Here is a 19,845-nt window from a genome sequence, read left to right as displayed (position 1 = left end):
GAGGACCGCAGATCAGCCTACGGCCGTCGCCCTGCACCCAGGAAAAAGGAACTGCGCGGTAACCGGAAGGTCACGGCTGCCTCCTCCCAGCGCCGACCGTCCGGGGTGTGGCACGGGTCGCAGTCAGGAGTTGACGATGCGGCGCACGTTGTCGACGGCACCGCAGGTTGCCTTCAGCTGACGCTCGCGCTCTTCCACAAACGCCTCGGCCAGTTCCTCGCGGCGCTCCGTGGCCACGTTCGCGCGCGCTCCGTTGAGGATGGTGCGCTCCTCCTCGTCGGCGTGGTGGGTGACGGCCTGAATGAGATCTTCCAGCCTCTCGTCCCACTCCTGGGAGCCGACCTCGTCGACTTCCAGGAGTTCCAGGAGTGCCCTGTTGCCCCCTGTGCTCCTCCTTGCCGTGTTCCAACTCTTCGTTGGACACCGGCCTGTACAGCCTCACCGGGACAGCCGCCAAGGCGCCAGCATGAATGTGCACGACCTGCGCGAGCGGTCCTCTTCCACCAGCCGGACGCCGCCTACCCCTACGACCGCACCCTGTTTCTCGTACGGCCCGACTAATACTGCGGCCAACCGCTCCTGATCAGTACCAGGGATGGCCCCTCTTCAATACCTGCCCGGCCGGTGTGCTCGCCTTCGGCTCACTCGACCTGGCGGGCATCCACGAGCACGCCCTAGGGTTGCCCCGTGACCAGCAGTTTAGTCATCCTGGCCGTCCTGAAGCTTGCGGCGACGTTCCTGTTCGCGCTTGGAGTACGCGGCCGCCCGGATCGCCTCGTCGCTCTCCAAGCCTGATCCCAGTGCGCCGCCCACGGTGGCGACCGAAGCCACGAACCAGGCCAGCGTCAAGTACTCCTCGGCGTGCAGCGGTGTTCGCGTCATGGAAGCGAACACTTGGTCGTTGAGGATGAACAGCGCCCACACCCAGTTGATGACCAGCAACCCCGCATAACAGACGAGCACCCCGATGCCCAGGGTCGCGACCGTCGATGCGTTGTACAGCCGCGCCCTCTGCCTCGCTTCCGGCGAGCTCTCTGATGATCGATGCCACAACTCCGCGTCTATGATCAGCCAGCCGATCATGATCGCGACAGATCCGACGGTGGCGATGACAAGGCGTGGCGTGCTGAGGGACGCGGCCAGGCTCCAGACGGTGGAGTTCACGGTGGCGACTGCCCCCGTGGCGAGCGCGGCCGCCAGGGCTTTCGACAAGCCCGGCACCAACCGCCACGGCCGGTTGGCGCGGACCATACCGGCGAGCACCCGCAGGTAACCGCGCGGCCCGCTGACCACGTACCGAAGATCGTCGGTCTCCTTCTCATCGGTCCGGCCCGGATGAAAAGGGGCGAGACGATCGACGGAGGGCTCCGGAAGTGGCTGACTTCGCGAAGTTCCTTCAGCACCATCGGGTTGCGGACTCGCCATGCCGAGCACGGCTTCTTCGACGGCTCGCCGGGCCCTCGTCTGCAGCCGCAGGCCCCCCAGTGAAGGAAGAGAGAGCAGCGCCAAGCCGTGTTCGTGATTCAGATGCACAGCAAGCCTGCGCCCGTGGGAGTGCAGCGGAAGGTCGGTGAGGGCCACGACGATGTCCCAGTTCTCCGCACTCCCACGGTCCTTGATCCTGCGCATCAAGGTGGGCTGGTCCTCCGTCCCCGAGGTGAAGGGCTCACTGACCACCTCGACGTCGAACCGTCGTTCCTGACCCGACTTGTCGGTGAGCCGAGCGGAAAGTGTCCGGGCCATTCGCTGCGCGATCTCCGTCGGCGCATCCGGATCCGCCAGGAGAGCCACGACCGTAACGCCCTGAGACGACAGCTCCATGACCAGACCCTCCTCGTCGGCTGCACCACCGGTCCCGGGTGCCCACGGACACCGCCGCGGTAACGTCCACGCCACGTGACACGCCGGCCCCCGCCTGAAGGTGCAGGCGGCACACGGCCTGCACCCACCACCGGTACACGAGCGCGTCCGCCACCGCGAACCGGCCCGGGCTGCTGCTCACCAGCCTCTCCCGAGCGCGTTCCGGCCCTGCCGTCGGTCCGCAGGCCCATCCAACGCCCCAGGCAGTCGGACGCATGGGCCTGGCAGGGCAAAACAGGGAGGCTGATTGGGCCCGACATACGCATGCGTTCGTGCGCTCCCGTCGGCCAGGCTGTCTGGGAGCCCAGGGGCCGGGAGCCGGCCGGCTCCCGCAGCCGGAGGTTGCCATCATGACCGTGATGTCCATCGCCAGATTCGAGAAGTTCTTTCGCGCGGCCGCAGGACTGAACGTCGACAAGAACGATCTCAAGCGCCACAGCGACTTCGTCGATGCCAAGCTCTACGATCTGCTGACCGTCGCCCAGGCCACCGCCAAGGCCAACGGGCGCGACATCATCCGGACATCTGACCTACCGATCACGAAAGGCCTGCAGGAGAGCATCCACCGCTTCCGGAAGATCGACCAGGAAGTAGAACTCAAGCCGATCCTGGAACAGCTCGCCACCCATCCCGCTCTGGACCGTACGCCCGATGAGGAGACCGAGGCGGCCTATCCGGACATCATCGGCGGACTCAGCCTGGCCCTTGCCCAGAGTTTCAAGATCCTCCACCCCGACCTGAAGAATCCCCAGACCCAGCACTGGGACGAGGCTCGCGCCGTCTTCGACCTCCTGCTGTGAGCAGCGACTGGAACAGGCTGTGCAGCCACGGCCGAACAGTGTCAGCGTGTTCTGCTTCCTCGGCTGCCGCAACGACGTGCTCCAGATTGAGAGTCGGAGAGCTCAGACCGTGACGGCCCGACCTCGAAGGGATCATCGAAGGCATGGACAGGAACGTGTCCGTCGGGTCCGGTGAGCGGCTGCTGGAGGAACTGGTCAGGGCGGCCCAGCTGGCATCACCTGCGGAACTGCCCGTGGTCCTGAACCGGTATTCCGAGGCCATGGGCCTGGGCAGGGCCGTTATCTATCTGGTCGACATCCAGCAAAGACTGCTGGTGCCGCTTGCCGAAGGCGAGCCCCAACTGGAGCTCGACACGTCTCTGGCCGGATGGGCCTACCGCACCGACTCCCTCCGAATGGAAGAAACCCCCTCCGGAGGGCTGACTGTGTGGCTACCCCTGGCGGACGGAGCGGAGCGGTGGGGCGTCGTGGAGCTGAACATGAGCACCCTGGACGGGCTCAAGCTACGGCGCTGTCGAACGGCGGCGCTGATCCTCGCACTGATCATCACGTCCAAGCGCACCTACAGCGACACCATCGCGCAGCGCATGCGCACCAGGCCGATGCACCTGCCCACGGAGATGGTGAGAGCTTTTCTCCCTCCCCGGTCGATCGGCACCGGGCGGGTCGTGTCGACGGCGGTTCTGGAGCCTGCGTACGAACTGGGCGGCGACGCTTTCGACCATGCGTTCACCGAGGACGTTCTGCACGCCGCAGTCCTCGACGGCATGGGGCACGATCTGGCGTCCGGACTTGCCACCTCCGTCGCCATGGCAGGCTGCCGTAACGCCCGGCGCAGCGGGGCAGACCTGAACGACCTCGTGGGTACCATGGACAAGGCATTGGCGAAGTGGCTTCCCGAGCAGTTCTGCACGGGTGTCTTCACCCAGTTGCACATGCCCACCGGGGTGCTGCGCTGGTGCAACTGCGGCCACCCGCCTCCGTTGCTCATCCGTCGCCACCGCCTGCTCCACAAGGCATTGGAGCGGCCACCTGAGCCTCCTTTGGGTCTGCCCGCCAGTCTCGCCGGGACCGCCCGTCAGGTGCACGACGTCGGTCTCGAGCCCGGTGACCGCATACTGCTCTACTCGGACGGCGTCGTGGAATCACGCGACGAGGCGGGCGAAGAGTTCGGCCTGGAGCGCTTCACCGACTACATCATCCGGTCGACCGCAGCAGGGCAGAGCGCCCCGGAAGTGCTGCGCCTGCTCATCCATGCCATCCTCGAGCATCAGCACAACGAACTCAGCGACGACGCCACGATCTTGATGTTCGAGTGGCAGCCCCCTGACCCGTGACCGCAAGAGCCGGAAGGCGCACGTGACGCCGGAAGACGGCCGGGCGCCGTAGGCCTGCCCTGCCGTCTGACCGCACGCGTGACCTCCTCCACCGGGGTCACGGCAGGAGCGCGGCAAACGAGTTCGGCACCCGGGATGTGAGGTGCTGCCATTCTCCGGCGCTCACATGGCGCTCCAGAGTTTTCAACACGGTGCGCACCAGCTTCTCGTCGCCGCCTTCGACCGCGTAGGGGAATTCGCTCCGGACCCGTGCGAAGAACTCCTCGTTGCTCATCTTCACGGGCGTGTCGGCAGGCCTCCAGCCGTCGTAGTAGACGCCTCTGACGAGGGTCGGCAGTTGGGCTCCGAACTGTACGGCCGTCTCGACCGGGAGACGATCCCGAAGCGGGTGCAGCACGGCCCGCAGTGCCGCGTACGACTGCTTACGCCGTTCTTTGGGCCACTCGAAAGCCTCCTCGACATCTCTGAGGAGCCGATTGGCCTTGTCCACCATGGTGTCGAACGAGGACAAACCTGTATCGACCATTTCGTGGGCCTTTCGTTCTGGGCGCCTCAGGGCTCAGTCCGCGAGGTCGGCCTTGCCGAACAGAACCGCGTAACTGGAGGGGAGTTGGCTGATGATCTGATTCAGTTCTCCGCCGGTGACAGCGTCGGCAACGGTGGTCAGGACCGCGCTACCGTCCCACTGCGCCGTACGCGGCCGGGCACCCGTGCGCTCGGCGACCCGGCGGTAGAACTCTTCGATCCCGAAGCTCTGCGCCTTCTGCGGCGTGGCTTGGTCCAGAACCTCTCCCAGCGGGCCGGGCAGCTGGGATGCGAGGTCCTTGACCTCTCCCGGGCTGATCCGTTGGGCCAGGACTTCCAGCACGGCATTGGTGACGTCCGCGGCTTCGCTCTGATCCTTGTATTCGCCTCGCTCGCGTACATGGGCGAGGAATCCGTCGTATTTCATCGCTGCCTCCTTCTGCCGCGGTCACCGCTGGTCATGGGGGTCGCCCGATGCGCTGTCGGGTCGGCCGCGTCCGTCCGTCGGCGCGTAGCTGCCGTCGGCAGGGCTCCTGGCCCTCGACTCCCGCTCGGACTCACGCAGGGCACGGCGGAAGCGTCCGGGGCCCCAGGAACGGCCGCCCACGGCCGGTTCGAGTCGGTCGCGGCTCGTCGGGCCGGATTCTTGGAGCGCGTGGGTGATCTGTTCGACCTCGTCGTCGAGGCGTTGTTCGGCCATGGCGGACGAACGGCTTGCCGTGCCCGCGATGCCGGCCATCCGAGGCGAGTACGGGGTGCTGCCCCGTCAGGGGCCCGGGCGGTAGCGGCGGGCTCCGGTGCGCTCCCGCTCCTGACGGCGGGCGATGCGGTCGGCGATCCGCAGGTCCCGCCCCTGCGCGGCCTGCCGGACGTGTGCGGGGCGGAGTCGGTCTCGTGCGTCCTGTAGCGATCGGCACGGCCGTGGGCGGAATTCGGCTGCTGTGCGCCTGGCGTCTGCGTCGCCGAAGGAAGCCGCTGGCGAGCAACGTGCCGCGTCTCCGCCGCCGTGAGGGGTTGTGAGAAGGGACGTCGTTCATGGGTCACCCCGGGCGTCAAGCCTCATGGCCCGGCCGCGGTGCCGGACGGGTGTCCGGAACCGCGGCGTTCGCCTGTCAGCCGCTGCTCCCGGTGCCTTCACTCGTCTCGCTGATCTCGACGTGCCGGGGCTTTGCGACCTCGGCCTTGGGCACGGTGATGGTGAGCACCCCGTCCGACATCTGCGCGTTGATCTTCTCTGTGTCGACCTCTCCGGGCAGCCGCAGCCGGTACTCGAAGGCTCCGGTGCGGCGGGTGCTCCGGCGCAGGACGCCTTTGCGTTCCTTCTCCTTGATCTCTCCGGTGACCACCAGTTCCTGGCCGTTCGCTTCGACGTCGATGTCCTTGCTCTTGACGCCGGGGAGTTCGATCTCGACGTGGAAGGCGTCGTCGGACTCCGTGACATCCGCCAGGGGTGTCCACGCCACTGCGGTCGCCGCGCCTCCCACCGTGGATTCGATCAGCCCGCTCATCTCGCTGAGCAGTTGGTCGAACTCCGTCAGCGGATTGCGTGCCCAGCCAAGCGGCCTGGCCTGCATGGCGGCACCTCGGTGGTGCCGGACGGGCGTGGCCATTCCCATCGCCTCCTTCTCCTTTTCGTGATCTTTCGTGATCTCGTCGCCCGCTGGGTGTCATCCGAGCCAAGCGGACTCCTTCGGACGGGTGTGCGGGGAGCTGTCGGTGCCGCCGGGCGCGGCCGTGTGGCCCAGGTAGCGGTGCACGAAGTGGATGCTCATCGCGCCTTCGCCGACCGCGGAGGCCACGCGTTTCACCGAGCCGCTGCGGACGTCGCCGGCGGCGAATACGCCAGGCAGGCTGGTCTCCAACGTCAGGCAGTCGCGGCCCTGGCTCTGCCACAGTCCGGGGACGGAACAGGCCTGCGCCTCCGCCCCGGTGAGCACGAAGCCGCGCGCGTCGAGGGCGAGCGCGTCGGACAGCCACTCGGTGTGGGGCTCGGCGCCGGTGAACACGAACAGGGCCCGCACCGCGAGCTGCCGGTGCTCGCCCGTACGGTGGTCGACCACGGTGACCGCCTCCAGCACCTTGTCGCCGAGTGCCTCGGTCGTCTCGGTGCGCAGCAGCACCCGCACCCGCGCGTGGCGCTCGACCTGATCGATCAGGTAGCGGGACATGTGTGCCTCGAGGCTCGGCCCACGGACGAGCAGGTACACCTGCGGTGCGTACCCGGCCAGGAAGAGTACGGCCTGGCCCGCGGAGTTGCCGCCGCCGACGACGGCCACCGGGTCGGTACGGCACTGCTGGGCTTCGTAGACGGTCGCCGAGTAGTGGACGCTCGTTCCCTCCAGGCGTTCGATGCCGGGCACGTGGAGGCGGCGGTAGCGGGCGCCGGTGGCCAGGACGACGGTGCGGGCGCTGATCTCGCTGCCGTCGGCGAACCCGACGGCGTAATGGCCGTCCCGCGGTTCGAGGCGGGCCGCCTCCGCCGGGACGCTGATCCGGGCGCCGAACTTGTCGGCCTGGAGCACGGCGCGGTCGGTGAGTTCGGCGCCGGAGATGCCGGAGGGGAAGCCCAGCAGATTCTCGATGCGGGACGACGTCCCGGCCTGACCGCCGGTGGCCATCGCTTCGACCAGGGTCGTGTCGAGGCCCTCCGAGGCGGCGTTCACCGCGGCGGCGAGACCGGCGGGTCCGGAGCCGACGATCAGGAGATCGCCGTGATGGTTTCCGGCAGGCAGCGAGGGCAGGCCCATGAGCCGGGCCAGTTCCGCGTTGCTGGGGTTGCGCAACAGAGTGGTGTCCCGCCAGATGACGAGCGGTGTCTCCTCCGGATCTACGCCGAAGCGGCGCAGCAGCTCCTCGGCCTCTTCGTCCGTCTCCAGATCGATCCAGCGGTACGGCAGCCGGTTGCGGGCGGCGAACTCACGCAGTCGCCGGGTGTCGGGCGAATAGCGCGAGCCGACGATGCGGAAACCGGCGCCCTGCCCGACGAGCAGGGCACGGCGGCCGAGGCAGGCACGCAGCACCAGATCGCCAAGGACGGAGTCCCGGGTCACCAGGTCACGCAGCTGATCCATGGAAAGGGCGAGGACCTCACCGGGGTCCCTGACCGTAGCGGTGTAGAAGGCCACCTGCCCGTTCAGGAGCCCGAGTTCACCGATGAAGCGGCCGGGGCCGTGCACACGCAGCAGACGTTCGTCGGGCGTGCCGTAGTCCTCGACGATGGCGACCGAGCCGCTGAGGACGACGTAGAACGTCTCGCACCGCTCCCCCTCCCGGATCAACACATCGCCGGCGTCGACCGCGCGCCGCCGGCCACGCTGCGCCAGGCGGTCCATCTGATCCTCCGGCAGACGGGGGTAGGCGCCGTAGATGTCGGCGGTCTCGAAGGGGACGCTCTCCTCCGTCTCGTCCGGCACCTGCGCTGCGCTCGGCCGCCTCTCGTCGCCGGACATCACACGAACGCCTCGTGGACGAAGCACCACCGCCAGTCCTCGCCGGGCTCCATCGACGCCGCGATCGGATGGCCGTCGGCGGCGGCGTGACGGCGCGCGTGCCGGTTCGGCGAGGAATCGCAGCAGCCGACGTGGCCGCAGGTCAGGCAGAGCCTCAGGTGGACCCACGGAGAGCCGAGCAGCAGACACTCCTGACACCCTTCGGGGGTCAGTGGCCGGACCGGGCGGACGAGCGCGAGGTGGGGGTCGGTTCGTACGGTCATGGCTGATCACCCTTTCCCGGCCGGTTCACGGCCCGCGATCGACTGCTCCACCCACCGCCGCAGGGCAGGGGCAGGCGCGGCACCCGCCTGCCGGGCGATGGTCTGGCCTTTGTCGAGGACCAGCAGGGTCGGTACCGCCTGGACCTCGAACCGCTGCGCCAGCCGCGGGTTCTGGTCGATGTCGACCTTGACGAGTTTGATTCGGCCGGCGAGATCGGCGGCGACCTTCTCCAGTGCGGGGCTCACCATGCGGCAGGGGCCGCACCATGTGGCCCACAAGTCGACCACGACGGGCACGTCGGCCCGCTCCACGACCTCGGCGAAGTCGTCGTCGCCCGCGTCCACCATCCACGGCAGAGGCTGCTTGCAGTTGCCACACCTGGGGCGGCCCGCAGCGGACACGGGCACCCGGTTCTTGCGCCCGCAGTGCGGGCAAGTGACGTTGGTGGCCTGAACAGTGCTCATGCCGCCTGCGCTCCCTTCACGTCCTCGGCCTGGTCATAGGTGACCACCAGCTCTCCGGCCTGGGCGTCGACACGGACCGTGGCGCCGTCCTGTACGTCGCCGCGCAGCAGGGCGCGCCCGACCAGCGTCTCGACCTCGTGGGAGATGTAACGCCGCAGCGGCCGGGCCCCGTACACCGGGTCGTAGCCCTGGTGGGCGATCAACTCCCGGGCCTGCTCGGTGAGTTCAACGGTGATGCGGCGCTCGGCGAGGCGACGGCGCAGTTCGTCGAACTGCAGCTCCACGATCCGCTCGATCTGCCGCTCACCGAGCGGCTTGAACAGCACGATGTCGTCGACGCGGTTGAGGAACTCCGGGCGGAAGTGCCCGCGCAGCTCGCCCATCACCAGGGCGCGGGCGTCCGGTTTGATCTCACCCTCGGCGGTGGCACCGTCGAGGAGGTGCTCGGATCCGATGTTGGACGTCATGATGATCACGGTGTTGCGGAAGTCGACCGTGCGGCCCTGAGCATCGGTGATGCGGCCGTCATCGAGGATCTGCAGCAGGGTGTTGAAGACATCGGTGTGGGCCTTCTCGATCTCGTCGAACAGCACGACCGAGTACGGCTTGCGGCGTACTGCCTCGGTGAGCTGCCCGCCCTCCTCGTAGCCGACGTAACCGGGCGGTGCGCCCATGAGCCGGCTGACGGTGTGCCGCTCCTGGTACTCGCTCATGTCGAGGCGGACCATGTTCTCCTCGGAGTCGAACAGGGCCCGGGCGAGGGTCTTGGCCAGCTCGGTCTTCCCTACACCGGTGGGCCCGAGGAAGATGAACGAGCCGATGGGGCGGCGGGGGTCGCGGATGCCGGAGCGGGCGCGGATGATGGCGTCGGCGACGAGCTGGACGGCCTCGTCCTGGCCGATGACACGCTCGCGCAGGATCTCGTCCAGGCGCAGCAGCTTCTCGCGTTCGCCCTCCTGGAGGCGGGCGACGGGAACGCCGGTCCAGGCGGCGACGATCTCGGCGATCTCCTCCTCGGTGACGACCTCGCGCAGCAGCCGGTTCTCCCCTTGCTTCGCGGCCAGTTGCTCCTCCTCGGCCTTCAGCCGGCGCTCCAGGTCCTGGAGACGGCCGTAGCGGAGTTCGGCGGCGCGGTTGAGGTCGTAGGCGCGTTCTGCCTCCTCCGCCTCGTGGCGGACCTGCTCCAGTTCCTGCCGCAGTTCCTGCACGCGGCGGATCGCTTGCCGTTCGGCCTCCCACTGGGCGTGTTTGGCGTCGGCCTCGCCGCGCAGGTCGGCGAGTTCCCTGCGCAGTTCCTCGAGGCGGGTTTTGCTGGCGGGGTCGGTCTCCTTGGAGAGGGCGGCCTCCTCGATCTCCCGGCGGGTGACGCGGCGGGTGATCTCGTCGAGTTCGGCGGGCATCGAGTCGATCTCGGTACGCAGCCGGGCGCAGGCTTCGTCGACGAGGTCGATGGCCTTGTCGGGCAGGAACCGGTCGGTGATGTAGCGATGGCTGAGGGTGGCCGCGGACACCAGCGCGGTGTCCTGGATCTTCACGCCGTGGAAGATTTCCAGGCGTTCGCGCAGTCCGCGCAGGATGGAGATGGTGTCCTCCACGCTCGGCTCGTCGACCAGGACCTGCTGGAAGCGGCGTTCGAGGGCGGCGTCCTTCTCGATGTGCTTGCGGTACTCGTCGAGGGTGGTGGCACCGATCATGTGGAGTTCGCCGCGGGCGAGCATCGGCTTGAGCATGTTGCCCGCGTCCATGGCTCCTTCGGCGGCGCCGGCGCCGACGACGGTGTGGAGTTCGTCGACGAAGAGCAGGATGTGCCCCTGGGCGGCCTTCACCTCGGACAGCACGGCCTTGAGGCGTTCCTCGAACTCGCCCCGGTACTTGGCTCCGGCCACCAGGGAACCCATGTCGAGTGCGAACACGGTCTTGTCGCGCAGTCCTTCGGGCACGTCGCCGCGGACGATGCGCTGGGCCAGGCCCTCGACGATGGCGGTCTTGCCGACGCCGGGGTCGCCGATGAGGACGGGGTTGTTCTTGGTCTTGCGGCTGAGGATCTGAGTGACGCGGCGGATCTCGGCGTCGCGGCCGATGACCGGGTCGAGCTTGCCGTTCCTGGCCTCGGCGACCAGGTCGCGGCCGTACTTCTCCAGGGCCTCGTACGCCACTTCGGGGTTGGCCGAGGTGACGCGCTGGTTGCCGCGGATCTGGGTGAGCGCGCTCAGGAACGAGTCCCGGGTGATGCCATGCTCCTTGAGCAGCCGTCCGGCGGCGGTCGCCGAGCCCTCCTCTGCCAGGGCGAGCAGGAGGTGCTCCACGGACACGTACTCGTCCTTGAGGCGTTTGGCCTCCCGCTCGGCCGCGTCCAGCAGCCGGGACAGGCGCTGGGTGACGAACACCTGGCCCGGCGCCGCACCCGGGCCGGTCACCTTGGGCCGGCGGGAAAGCTCCTCACCCACAGCCGCACGGAGCTCCTCGGGCGCCCTTCCCGCCTGTTGCAGCAGCCGCGGGATCAGGCCGTCCTCCTGGTCGAGGAGCGCGAGCAGCAGATGCTCACCGTCGACCTCGGTCTGGCCCATGCGGACGGCGGCGGTCTGCGCCTCCTGGAGGGCTTCCTGGGACTTCTGGGTGAGACGGTTCATGTCCATGGCCGTATGTCACTCCTCGTACCGGCGCGGCGCAGTGCGGCTTCGAGCAGGCTGATGCGGTCCAGCAGATCGAGCACCAGACCGATGGATGCGTAGTTGAGGCAGAGTCCTGAGCGCAGCCGCTGGACGCGGGCGAGAACCGCCGGGGCGGCGGGGTCGAACACCAGGTGCCCAGCCGCGTCGCGTTCGGCGTCGACCAGGCCGAGGGCGACGAACCGGCGGACCAGGTCGGGGTGCAGGCCCGAGCGGCGGGCCACGGTGTCCAGGGAAAGCGTGGGTACGGGGACGAGCGCGTAGCGCACGGCCGTGGAGCCGGCGCTCGTGCGTACGGGACGCCCGCCCGCGTCGGCCCGGGCGGTCCGGCCGCCGGTGGCCGCCCATGAGGGTCGGTCGCTCATCACGTCCTCCTGGGGTCGTACGAAGAGGTGGCGGCGAGCTCCTCGAACAGCTCGCGCTCCCGGTCGCTGAGCTTGGGCGGCACCATGACGCGGAGTTCGGCGTAGAGGTTGCCGTCGGCACCGCGCGGGTTCGGCATGCCCTCGCCGCGCAGCCGCAGCCGCCGGCCACTGGACGAGCCCGCGGGCACCGTGACCTTGGCCGTGCCGCCGCCCGGCGTGGGCACCGGAACCGTCGCGCCCAGCGCCGCCTCCCAGGGGGTGACCGGAAGCTGCACGTACACGTCCCGGCCGTCCAGCCGGAACCGAGGGTGCGGCTGGATACGCACCCGCAGATACAGATCCCCCGCGGCGGCGTCACCGCTGCCCCGTCCGCCCTCGCCCGCCAGGCGGATGCGCTGCCCGTCGGTGACGCCGGGCGGTACGTCGACCTCGTACCGTCGCGGCTGCCCGGTGGGGCCGGCGAGCGTGACGGTGCGGCGGCCGCCCAGGTACGCCTCCTCGACGGTGAGCGGCAGCTCGGCCTCCTGGTCCGCTCCAGGGACGCCGCCCGGGGCTGCGCCGGCTCCGAACATGGAACCGAGCAAGTCCTCGATGTCGATGCCTTCCGCTCCGAAGCCGTCGCCGAAGCCGGTGGTGTACCGGACACGGGGGCCGCCCGCGCCCGCGGTCCTCCGAGCGCGGAAGCCGCCGCCGGGTCCGGCGCCTGCACCGACCCGCTCCTCCCAGTCCTCGGGGACCTTCCGGAAGTCCTCGCCGAAGCGGTCGTAACGGGCCCGGGTCTTGGGGTCCGACAGGACGCTGTACGCCTCGTTGAGGTCCTTGAAGCGTTCCTCCGCCCCCGGGTCCTTGTTGACGTCGGGGTGGTACTTGCGGGCGAGTTGGCGATATGCCTGCTGGACCTCGTCCTGGCTCGCGGTCCGTGACACGCCCAGCACCTCGTAGAAGTCCCGTGCCATGACCGGTCACTCCCGCTTCGCGACCGTCACAGCGGCGGGCCTGAGCTGGCGTTCGCCGTCCCCATAGCCCGGGCGGAGCACCTCGACGACCGTGCCCGGTGGGGCGTCGGGGTCCTGGACCACGCCGACCACCTCATGCAGGGCCGGGTCGAAGGCGACGCCGGTCTCCGCGTGCCGAGGGTAGCCGAGCAGTTCGAGGACGCTCACCCCCTGGTCGCGGACCGCCCGGACGCCCTCCACGATCGCACCGGGATCGGGTCCGGCATGAGTCAGGGCGAGTTCGAGGTTGTCCAGGACGGGCAGGAAGGCGGCGGCCGTGCGGGACCGCTCGGACGTCCGCTCCCGCTCCAGTTCCCTGGCATGGCGCTTGCGGAGGTTGTCGAGGTCGGCGAGCGCGCGCCGCCAGCGGTCCTCCAGTTCCTTGAGCTCGGCCGTGTGCTGGTCCTCGGACGGGGTGGGGCCGCCGGCCGCGTCGGGGCCGGGTTCCTCGTCCGTGTCAGGCCCCGTCCCGGCCGGCGGGCCCGAGCGCGGAAGATCCCCTCGGGGAGGGCGTACGGCGCCCTCCGGAGCCGGGTCGGCCGGGTCCGGCACGGCCGGGTCGGATTCCCTGGGGTGGATCGGCATGGCGGTTCCTCAGTCCTTGTCGAACTCGGCATCGATGACGTCGTCGTCACCGCCACCGCCGCTCGGGCCGCCGCCGGTCGGGCCGCCCCCGGTGGTGTCCTGGTCGGGACCGCCCGTGGTGGCGCCGCCCTGATGTGCCGCCAGCCCCGACAGCACCTGCTGGAGTTCGGAGGTCAGGGGCCGCACCCGCTCCACGCCTGCCTCCTCCTTGACCGCCGCCCGGGCATCCGACACCAGCATCTCGGCGCGTGCCTTCTCGTGCGCGGGTGCGGCGTCGCCCAGCTCGGCGAGGCGCTTGTCGACCTGGTACGCGACGGCGTCGAGCTCGTTGCGGGCGTCGACGGCCTCGCGCAGGGCCTGGTCCAGGCCCTGGTTGCGCTCGGCCTCCTGGACCATGCGTTCGACCTCGCCGCGGTCGAGATTGGAGCTCTCGGTGATGGTGATGCCCTGTTCCTTGCCGGTGTCCTGGTCTCGGGCCCTGACGTTGAGAATGCCGTTGGCGTCGACGTCGAAAGTGACCTCGATCTGCGGTTCGCCGCGCGGCGCCGGGCGGATGTCGGTCAGCTGGAAGCGGCCGAGCACCCGGTTGTCGGCGGCCCGTTCGCGCTCGCCCTGGAGGACGACGATGTCGACGGCGGGCTGGTTGTCCTCGGCGGTGGAGAAGGTCTCGGTGCGGCGCACCGGGATGGTGGTGTTCCGCTCGATGATCTTCGTCATCACGCCGCCGCGGGTCTCGACACCCAGTGACAGGGGCGTGACATCGAGCAGCAGGACGTCCTTGACCTCGCCCTTGAGCACCCCGGCCTGGATCGCGGCACCCAGGGCCACGACCTCGTCGGGGTTGACGCTCATGTTGGGTTCCTTGCCACCGGTCAGCCGGCGCACCAGCGCCTGGACGGCGGGAATGCGGGTGGAACCCCCGACGAGGATCACCTCGTCGATGTCGCTCTCGCCGACCTTGGCATCGGCCATGGCCTGCTGGACCGGTTCCAGGCACCGCTCCACCAGGTCGCTGGTGATCTGCTCGAACGTGGACCGCATGACGGAGTCGGTGAGGTGCTTGGGGCCCGCGGCGTCGGCGGTGATGAACGGCAGGCTGACCTGCGTCTGCGTCACCGAACTGAGCTCGGTCTTGGCCTTCTCCGCCGCCTCGAACAGGCGCTGCAGTGCCTGCGGGTCCTTGCGCAGATCGATGCCGTTCTCCTTCTGGAAGTCGTCCGCGAGATAATCCACCAGACGCCGGTCGAAGTCGTCACCGCCCAGGTGGCTGTCGCCCGCCGTGGAACGCACCTCCACCACGCCGTCGCCCACGTCGAGGATGCTCACATCGAACGTGCCGCCGCCGAGGTCGAAGACCAGCACCGTCTCGTGCTGCTTCTTGTCCATGCCGTACGCGAGGGCGGCCGCGGTCGGCTCGTTGATGATCCGCAGCACCTCCAGTCCCGCGATCCGCCCGGCGTCCTTGGTGGCGGTGCGCTGGGCGTCGTTGAAGTAGGCGGGCACGGTGATGACCGCCTCCGTGACCCGCTCCCCGAGCTGCTTGGACGCGTCGTCGGCGAGTTTGCGCAGCACCTGAGCGCTGATCTCCTCAGGCGCGTAGAGCTTGTCGCGCACCTCGAAGCGGGCGACGCCGCCCGGACCCTCGACGACGTCGTACGCCACCGCCCTGGCCTCGTCCGAGATCTCGTCGAAGTGCCGGCCGATGAACCGCTTGGCCGAGTAGATGGTGCCCTTGGGATTGAGGATCGCCTGGCGCCGGGCGAGCTGGCCCACCAGCCGTTCCCCGGTGTCGGTGAAGGCCACCACGGACGGTGTCGTACGGTTGCCCTCGCTGTTGGGCACGACGGAAGCCTCGCCGCCCTCCCACACGGCGATCACCGAGTTCGTGGTGCCCAGGTCGATGCCCACTGCCTTGGCCATGAGGAACTCCTCCCGGTGCGGCGGCATGCGCCGCAGCTGCGGTCCGATCGTTCATGTATGGGCGGGACGTCCGCCGACGCCGGTGGTCTGCAGCCCTCCGAGCAGCCGTACGGCCTCATCGGCCACCGCTTCGTCCACGACGACGTCGTACCGGCTGGGCTGCATCGAACGGACCGAGGCGAAGTCCCGGCGGCCGCCCTGCAGGGCGTACAGCAGCACACCGAACAGCGCGCCCACGATCGCCCCGAAAATCAGGCCGTAGAGGGCGACGAGCAGGGCGGAGACGAGCGGGTCTACCCAGTCCACCAAGCCGAAGAGCCAGCCGATCAGCGCACCGGGAAGGGCCCCGCTCGCCGCACCGTGCAGGGCGGCCCTGCCGTAGTCCATACGGCCGACGACCTGCTCGACGAGGCGGACGTCCTGGCCGATGATGGCCACCCTCTCCACGGGAAACCCCTGGTCCGAGAGGTGGTCGACGGCGCGTTCGGCCTCCTGGTACGTCTCGTACGCGGCGACGGGCCTGCGAGGCTGCTCGGTCATTGCCCAGTCCTTCCTGCCGACGGGCACGGCCGCCCACGGCACACCCCAGGCTCGCGAACCGAGGAGCTCTACGCCTGCGCCCGGCAGGTCAAAGAACGACGGAGCCCGTCCCCCCGCGAGCACGAGGCGAAAACTCCGAAGACCCGGGGTGAGCCGGTCGCAGCGGGGTACGCGAAGGCCGCCCACCTCTCTGAGGGCTCGGGAAAGGGAGTGATCCCATGGTCGGCCGCTTGGGCCGGAACATGCGCCGAGGCCGTCCCGTCCAGGAAGGCAGCCTTCCACGGGGCCGTCCCGGGCGGCACCCGACGGTCTCGTGGAGAGGGTCCCGCCCGCACCTTCCCAGCCCGGCCGACCCTCCCCACGAGCTGCTGGCGGTCTCCCGCGCCCTGTTCGGCACCCGGAACGAAGGCGAGATCCTGCGCCTGGCCATGGACCACCTGTCGGCCGTCGGCCCGTACAGAGCCGAGGCCGGATACCTCAGGGTGCACGGCCGGCTGGTCTCCAGCCCGCAGGGCAGGCCGGACCCTGCGTCAGCCGTCGACCGGACGGTGCGAGAGCTGACGGGGCAGGACGGCCCCGTCGCAGTTCCCGGCCGGTCACGGGGCCGAGCCCTGGCCCTGCACGGACCCGGTGGACTGCACGGCTACCTCGTGGTGACGTCTCGCTCCCGGCCCACCCAAGCCCAGCACTTCCTGCTCGCCGTCCTGGTACGCCTCACCGCCGCAGCCCTGTCGGTCGCCGTCGCGCACCGCCGCCGGCAGGAAGACGCACTGGAGCTGCACCGACTGCGACGGGAGCGGGCCACCCTCCAGCGGCGGTTGATCTCCCTCGTGGTCGAGACGGGATATCAGCGGGCCGTGCACGAGGCCCTCGCCGAGGTCACGGCCTCGGGAGGCAGCGAGGCGGCCATCACCAGCGCAGTGCATGAGCTCACCGGCTTTCCGGTGCTGGTGGAGGACCGCTTCGGCCGACTGCGGTCCTGGACCAGCCCCGGTCGGCCCGACCCGTATCCGGAACCGGACCCCGCACGCCATGAGGAGATGCTCCAGGAGGTCGCCCGAAGGGGCGGACCCGTGCGCATCAAGGACCGGCTCATCTCCGTGCTACGCCCACGCGGTGAGGTCCTCGGAGTGCTGGCCCTGGTCGATCCCCTGGACGACGCCGACGAGTACACCCTGTTCGCCTTGGAGCACGCCGCCACCTCACTCGCCCTGGAAATGTCGCATCTGCGCCAGCTGGCGGAGGTGGAGCTGCGACTGCACCGCGAACTGGTCGACGATCTTCTGGGGGGCACGGACGAGACGAGCGCCTACGCCCGGTCAGAGGCGTTCGGGCACGACCTGCACCGCATCCAGTACGTGGTCGTCGTGCAGTGGAAGAGCCAGGTCTCCGACGACGCATTCGCGCGGACCGTGGGCCGGGCGGCGTCGGCCGTGGGCATGCCGTCATTGGTGACCCGGCGTTCCGACCACGTGGTCCTGGTCGCCGAGGGCAGGCCCCACGAACACGCCTTGTACGAGGCGCTCGCCCGGGAGACCGGAACAAATGACGGGACGATCGGGGTGAGCGCCCGCTGCGACACCCCGGACGGTATCCCCGGCCGCTACCAAGAGGCACTGCGTGCCCTGGAGGTACGCCGCCGGTCCCGAAGCCGATACGGCACGACGTTCTTCGACGATCTGGGCCTCTACCGCATCCTGGGACCTGGGAACGACTACCAGGAGCTGGAGGGGTTCGTCCGGGAATGGCTCGGACAGCTCATCGACTACGACGGCCTCCACCGTGCGGCGCTCGTGGAGACTCTGTCCCGGTACTTCGACTGCGGCGGCAACTACGCCGAGACCGCCGAGTCCCTCACGATCCACCGCAGCACGCTTCGCTACCGGCTCCAGCGCATTCGCGAGATCAGCGGCCATGACCTCACGAACGTGGAGGACCGCCTCAACCTGCAGGTCGCGACCCGGGTGTGGAAGATCATGCTGGGCGGACCCGGTTGAGGCGCCCACCCACAGGGGGGCCGGCTCCGCTGTCCCCGTCCCACGGGGAGCAGGATGCGGTCCGCCGACATGGCTCGTCAGACGATGGCCTGCCGCACACCGCGAGTGTCCTGCTCCGAGCGGTTCCTCCGCGCCGTGTAACTCGAAACCTCGTCCGGCAGCGGCCACATCACCAGCGACAGCGGCATGAACCTCGGAATCCCGTTCCCCGCGACCGATCGAACGCGGTCCGAGCCACATGCATCGAGGAGATGCGTCGGCATCTCTGACAACACCCGTGATCTTGGTGCCATCTATCCCTCTCTTGTGCCGACCAAAAATCCTCGTCACAAGACCGTCAGCGCCGAACCCTCGGCATCCCCAGCCCGACCCACGAGATGATCTCCCGCTGGATCTCGTTGTTGCCGCCGCCGAAGGTGAAGATGACCGCCGAGCGGTAGCCGCGTTCGAGTTCGCCGTGCAGGACCGCGCCGGCCGAGCCCTCCTTCAGGGCGCCGGGGGCCGCGACGATCTCCATCAGCCAGGCGTAGGCGTCGCGTCGGGCCTCGGAGCCGTAGACCTTGACGGCCGAGGCGTCCTGCGGGGTGAGGGTGCCGGCCTGGACCGCGCCGACCATCTGCCGGTTGAGCAGTTTCAGTGCGTCCAGCCGGGTGTGGGTGCGGGCCAGGAGGCGGCGCACCCAGGGCAGGTCGGCGACGCGGCGGCCGTCGGCGAGCTTGGTCTCCATCGCCCAGCGCTGCACATCGTGCAGGGCCCGGATCGCCATGGTGCCGTGCGCGGCCAGGGTCACGCGCTCGTGGTTGAGCTGGTTGGTGATCAGCCGCCAGCCCTGGTTCTCGGCGCCGACCCGTCGGGAGACGGGGACGCGGACGTTCTCGTAGTAGCTGGCGGTGGTGTCGTGCGAGGCGAGGGTGTTGATCAGGGTGCAGGAGTAGCCGGGGTCGGTGGTCGGCACCAGGAGCATGGTGATGCCCTTGTGCGGCGGGGCGTCGGGATCGGTTCGCACGGCCAGCCACACCCAGTCCGCCGTGTCGCCGTTGGTCGTCCAGATCTTCTGGCCGTTGACGACGTACTCGTCGCCGTCCCGTACCGCCCGGGTGCGCAGGGACGCGAGGTCGGTGCCCGCGCCCGGTTCGCTGTAGCCGATGGCGAAGTCGATCTCGCCGGAGAGGATCTTCGGCAGGAAGTACGCCTTCTGCTCGTCGGTGCCGTACCGCATGATCGTCGGACCGACGGTGTTCAGTGCCATGAGCGGCAGCGGGACGCCGGCCTGCGCGGCCTCGTCGAAGAAGATGAACTGCTCCATGGCCGTCAGGCCGCGCCCGCCGTACTCCTTCGGCCAGCCCACACCCAGCCAGCCGTCCGCGCCGAGCCGCCGGATGGTCCGGCGGTAGAACCGCTTCTGTGCGGCCGGGTCGCCGTGCCGGGCGTACAGGTGGTCCGGGACCAGTTCGGCGAAGTAGGCGCGCAGTTCGGTGCGCAGCCGCTGCTGCTCGGGCGTGTATTCGAGGTGCACGGCGCCTCCAGGCTCCCAAGGCCGGTCCTGTCGGCGCACACCGTAGAACGTGTTCCAGAAATAGGGAATGGCGTCGGTCAGAGGGAATGAGGTCGGTCAGTTCAGCGTGGCGAGGAAGTCCGTGCACGCACGCGCGCACGCACGGCATGCCGCCGCCGAGTCCTCCGCTCCTGGTTGCCGGTCGAAGACGTGGGCGGCTTCCAGGCACATGGTCCGGCACCACTCCACCTGGACCCGGATCGTGCTCTCGTCCACCTGGTTCTGCTCGGACAGCACACGGCAGGTCGCATCACAGACCTCCGCGCACATGATGCCCTTGCGTCGTACGAGTTCCTGGTTCTCGGTGCCGTCGGGATCCACGAGGCTTGCGCGCAGCGCGCACGCCCGCGCGCACTCGGTGCACGCCTGCGCACATGCGAAACGGTCCTCCAGGAACCGGAACAGCTCCTGCTGGGATGTTGTCGAAGTCACACCGCGCGGGTAGCCCGGCTCGACACCGGTCAAACCGTTGTTCGCAGCGCAGAACCGTCCCGGGCCGGCCCTCCCTTCGCCGGACGAG

19 protein-coding genes and 1 pseudogene are annotated in these 19,845 nt (G+C 69.3%); 3 read left to right on the top strand and 17 right to left on the bottom strand.

Going from position 1 to position 19,845, the window contains the following annotated elements; genetic code table 11:
• Positions 1–123: 123 nt before the first annotated feature.
• Together GTY56_RS22220 and GTY56_RS22215 are read right to left on the bottom strand one after the other, a co-directional pair.
• Positions 124–415 (bottom strand): annotated as a pseudogene (locus GTY56_RS22220) (hemerythrin domain-containing protein); the annotation flags it as partial.
• Between the two features lie 284 nt (positions 416–699).
• Positions 700–1,821 (bottom strand): hypothetical protein, encoded by a 1,122-nt coding sequence (locus tag GTY56_RS22215; RefSeq protein ID WP_161367094.1) that lies wholly within the window; start codon positions 1,819–1,821, stop codon positions 700–702.
• Between the two features lie 389 nt (positions 1,822–2,210).
• On the opposite strand from GTY56_RS22215, the gene GTY56_RS22210 reads away from it, so the two are divergent.
• Both GTY56_RS22210 and GTY56_RS22205 read left to right on the top strand, forming a co-directional pair.
• Complete coding sequence (locus GTY56_RS22210) at positions 2,211–2,660, top strand: DUF1931 family protein (RefSeq protein ID WP_161367093.1); 450 nt, start codon at positions 2,211–2,213, stop codon at positions 2,658–2,660.
• Positions 2,661–2,803: 143 nt separating this feature from the next.
• Entirely contained in the window at positions 2,804–3,997 is a 1,194-nt protein-coding gene (locus GTY56_RS22205) for a PP2C family protein-serine/threonine phosphatase (RefSeq protein ID WP_161367092.1), read from the top strand.
• 97 nt (positions 3,998–4,094) lie between these two features.
• Here GTY56_RS22205 and GTY56_RS22200 read toward each other — a convergent pair whose 3' ends face one another.
• The 13 genes from GTY56_RS22200 to GTY56_RS22140 form a co-directional block, all read right to left on the bottom strand.
• Complete coding sequence (locus GTY56_RS22200) at positions 4,095–4,523, bottom strand: DUF2267 domain-containing protein (protein WP_161367091.1); 429 nt, start codon at positions 4,521–4,523, stop codon at positions 4,095–4,097.
• Positions 4,524–4,556: 33 nt separating this feature from the next.
• The gene (locus GTY56_RS22195) at positions 4,557–4,949 is read right to left on the bottom strand and encodes a DUF2267 domain-containing protein (protein ID WP_161367090.1); all 393 of its coding nucleotides are present in this window, start codon (positions 4,947–4,949) and stop codon (positions 4,557–4,559) included.
• A gap of 21 nt (positions 4,950–4,970) precedes the next feature.
• Entirely contained in the window at positions 4,971–5,261 is a 291-nt protein-coding gene (locus tag GTY56_RS40715; RefSeq protein ID WP_237524970.1) for a hypothetical protein, read from the bottom strand.
• 373 nt (positions 5,262–5,634) lie between these two features.
• Positions 5,635–6,132, bottom strand: a complete 498-nt coding sequence (locus GTY56_RS22185) for an Hsp20/alpha crystallin family protein (protein ID WP_381028159.1) — start codon at positions 6,130–6,132, stop codon at positions 5,635–5,637.
• Positions 6,133–6,189: 57 nt separating this feature from the next.
• Positions 6,190–7,971 (bottom strand): FAD-dependent oxidoreductase, encoded by a 1,782-nt coding sequence (locus GTY56_RS22180; protein ID WP_161367089.1) that lies wholly within the window; start codon positions 7,969–7,971, stop codon positions 6,190–6,192.
• Entirely contained in the window at positions 7,971–8,234 is a 264-nt protein-coding gene (locus tag GTY56_RS22175; protein WP_102639448.1) for a UBP-type zinc finger domain-containing protein, read from the bottom strand. Before GTY56_RS22175 ends, GTY56_RS22180 begins: the two co-directional genes overlap by 1 nt.
• A 6-nt stretch (positions 8,235–8,240) precedes the next feature.
• Positions 8,241–8,699 (bottom strand): thioredoxin, encoded by a 459-nt coding sequence (gene trxA, locus GTY56_RS22170; protein WP_161367088.1) that lies wholly within the window; start codon positions 8,697–8,699, stop codon positions 8,241–8,243.
• Positions 8,696–11,335 carry an ATP-dependent chaperone ClpB gene (gene clpB / locus GTY56_RS22165; protein WP_161367087.1) on the bottom strand — a complete coding sequence of 880 codons (2,640 nt, stop codon included), beginning with the start codon at positions 11,333–11,335 and terminating at the stop codon, positions 8,696–8,698. Before clpB ends, trxA begins: the two co-directional genes overlap by 4 nt.
• Positions 11,326–11,733, bottom strand: a complete 408-nt coding sequence (locus tag GTY56_RS22160) for a chaperone modulator CbpM (RefSeq protein ID WP_161367086.1) — start codon at positions 11,731–11,733, stop codon at positions 11,326–11,328. Before GTY56_RS22160 ends, clpB begins: the two co-directional genes overlap by 10 nt.
• On the bottom strand, positions 11,733–12,689 hold the full coding sequence (locus GTY56_RS22155; protein WP_161367085.1) for a DnaJ C-terminal domain-containing protein: 957 nt from the start codon (positions 12,687–12,689) through the stop codon (positions 11,733–11,735). Before GTY56_RS22155 ends, GTY56_RS22160 begins: the two co-directional genes overlap by 1 nt.
• A gap of 6 nt (positions 12,690–12,695) precedes the next feature.
• Positions 12,696–13,313, bottom strand: coding sequence for a nucleotide exchange factor GrpE (locus GTY56_RS22150; protein WP_161367084.1), 618 nt, complete (start codon positions 13,311–13,313; stop codon positions 12,696–12,698).
• A 9-nt stretch (positions 13,314–13,322) separates the two neighbouring features.
• Positions 13,323–15,233: a molecular chaperone DnaK gene (dnaK, locus tag GTY56_RS22145; protein WP_161367083.1), complete on the bottom strand. Its 1,911-nt coding sequence runs from the start codon at positions 15,231–15,233 to the stop codon at positions 13,323–13,325.
• Between the two features lie 51 nt (positions 15,234–15,284).
• Entirely contained in the window at positions 15,285–15,773 is a 489-nt protein-coding gene (locus GTY56_RS22140; protein WP_161367082.1) for a general stress protein, read from the bottom strand.
• 218 nt (positions 15,774–15,991) lie between these two features.
• On the opposite strand from GTY56_RS22140, the gene GTY56_RS22135 reads away from it, so the two are divergent.
• The gene (locus GTY56_RS22135) at positions 15,992–17,770 is read left to right on the top strand and encodes a PucR family transcriptional regulator (protein ID WP_161367081.1); all 1,779 of its coding nucleotides are present in this window, start codon (positions 15,992–15,994) and stop codon (positions 17,768–17,770) included.
• Positions 17,771–18,107: 337 nt separating this feature from the next.
• On the opposite strand, the gene GTY56_RS22130 is transcribed toward GTY56_RS22135, so the two are convergent.
• Positions 18,108–19,286, bottom strand: a complete 1,179-nt coding sequence (locus GTY56_RS22130; RefSeq protein WP_161367080.1) for an acyl-CoA dehydrogenase family protein — start codon at positions 19,284–19,286, stop codon at positions 18,108–18,110.
• Between the two features lie 96 nt (positions 19,287–19,382).
• Positions 19,383–19,757 carry a four-helix bundle copper-binding protein gene (locus tag GTY56_RS22125; protein WP_161367079.1) on the bottom strand — a complete coding sequence of 125 codons (375 nt, stop codon included), beginning with the start codon at positions 19,755–19,757 and terminating at the stop codon, positions 19,383–19,385.
• Between the last annotated feature and the right edge of the window lie 88 nt (positions 19,758–19,845).

The organism is Streptomyces sp. SID5643 (assembly GCF_009872555.1).
Lineage (GTDB): Bacteria > Actinomycetota > Actinomycetes > Streptomycetales > Streptomycetaceae > Streptomyces > Streptomyces iakyrus.
Note: the sequence above shows the minus strand (reverse complement) of the source record. Positions and strands in the feature narration are given on the sequence as shown.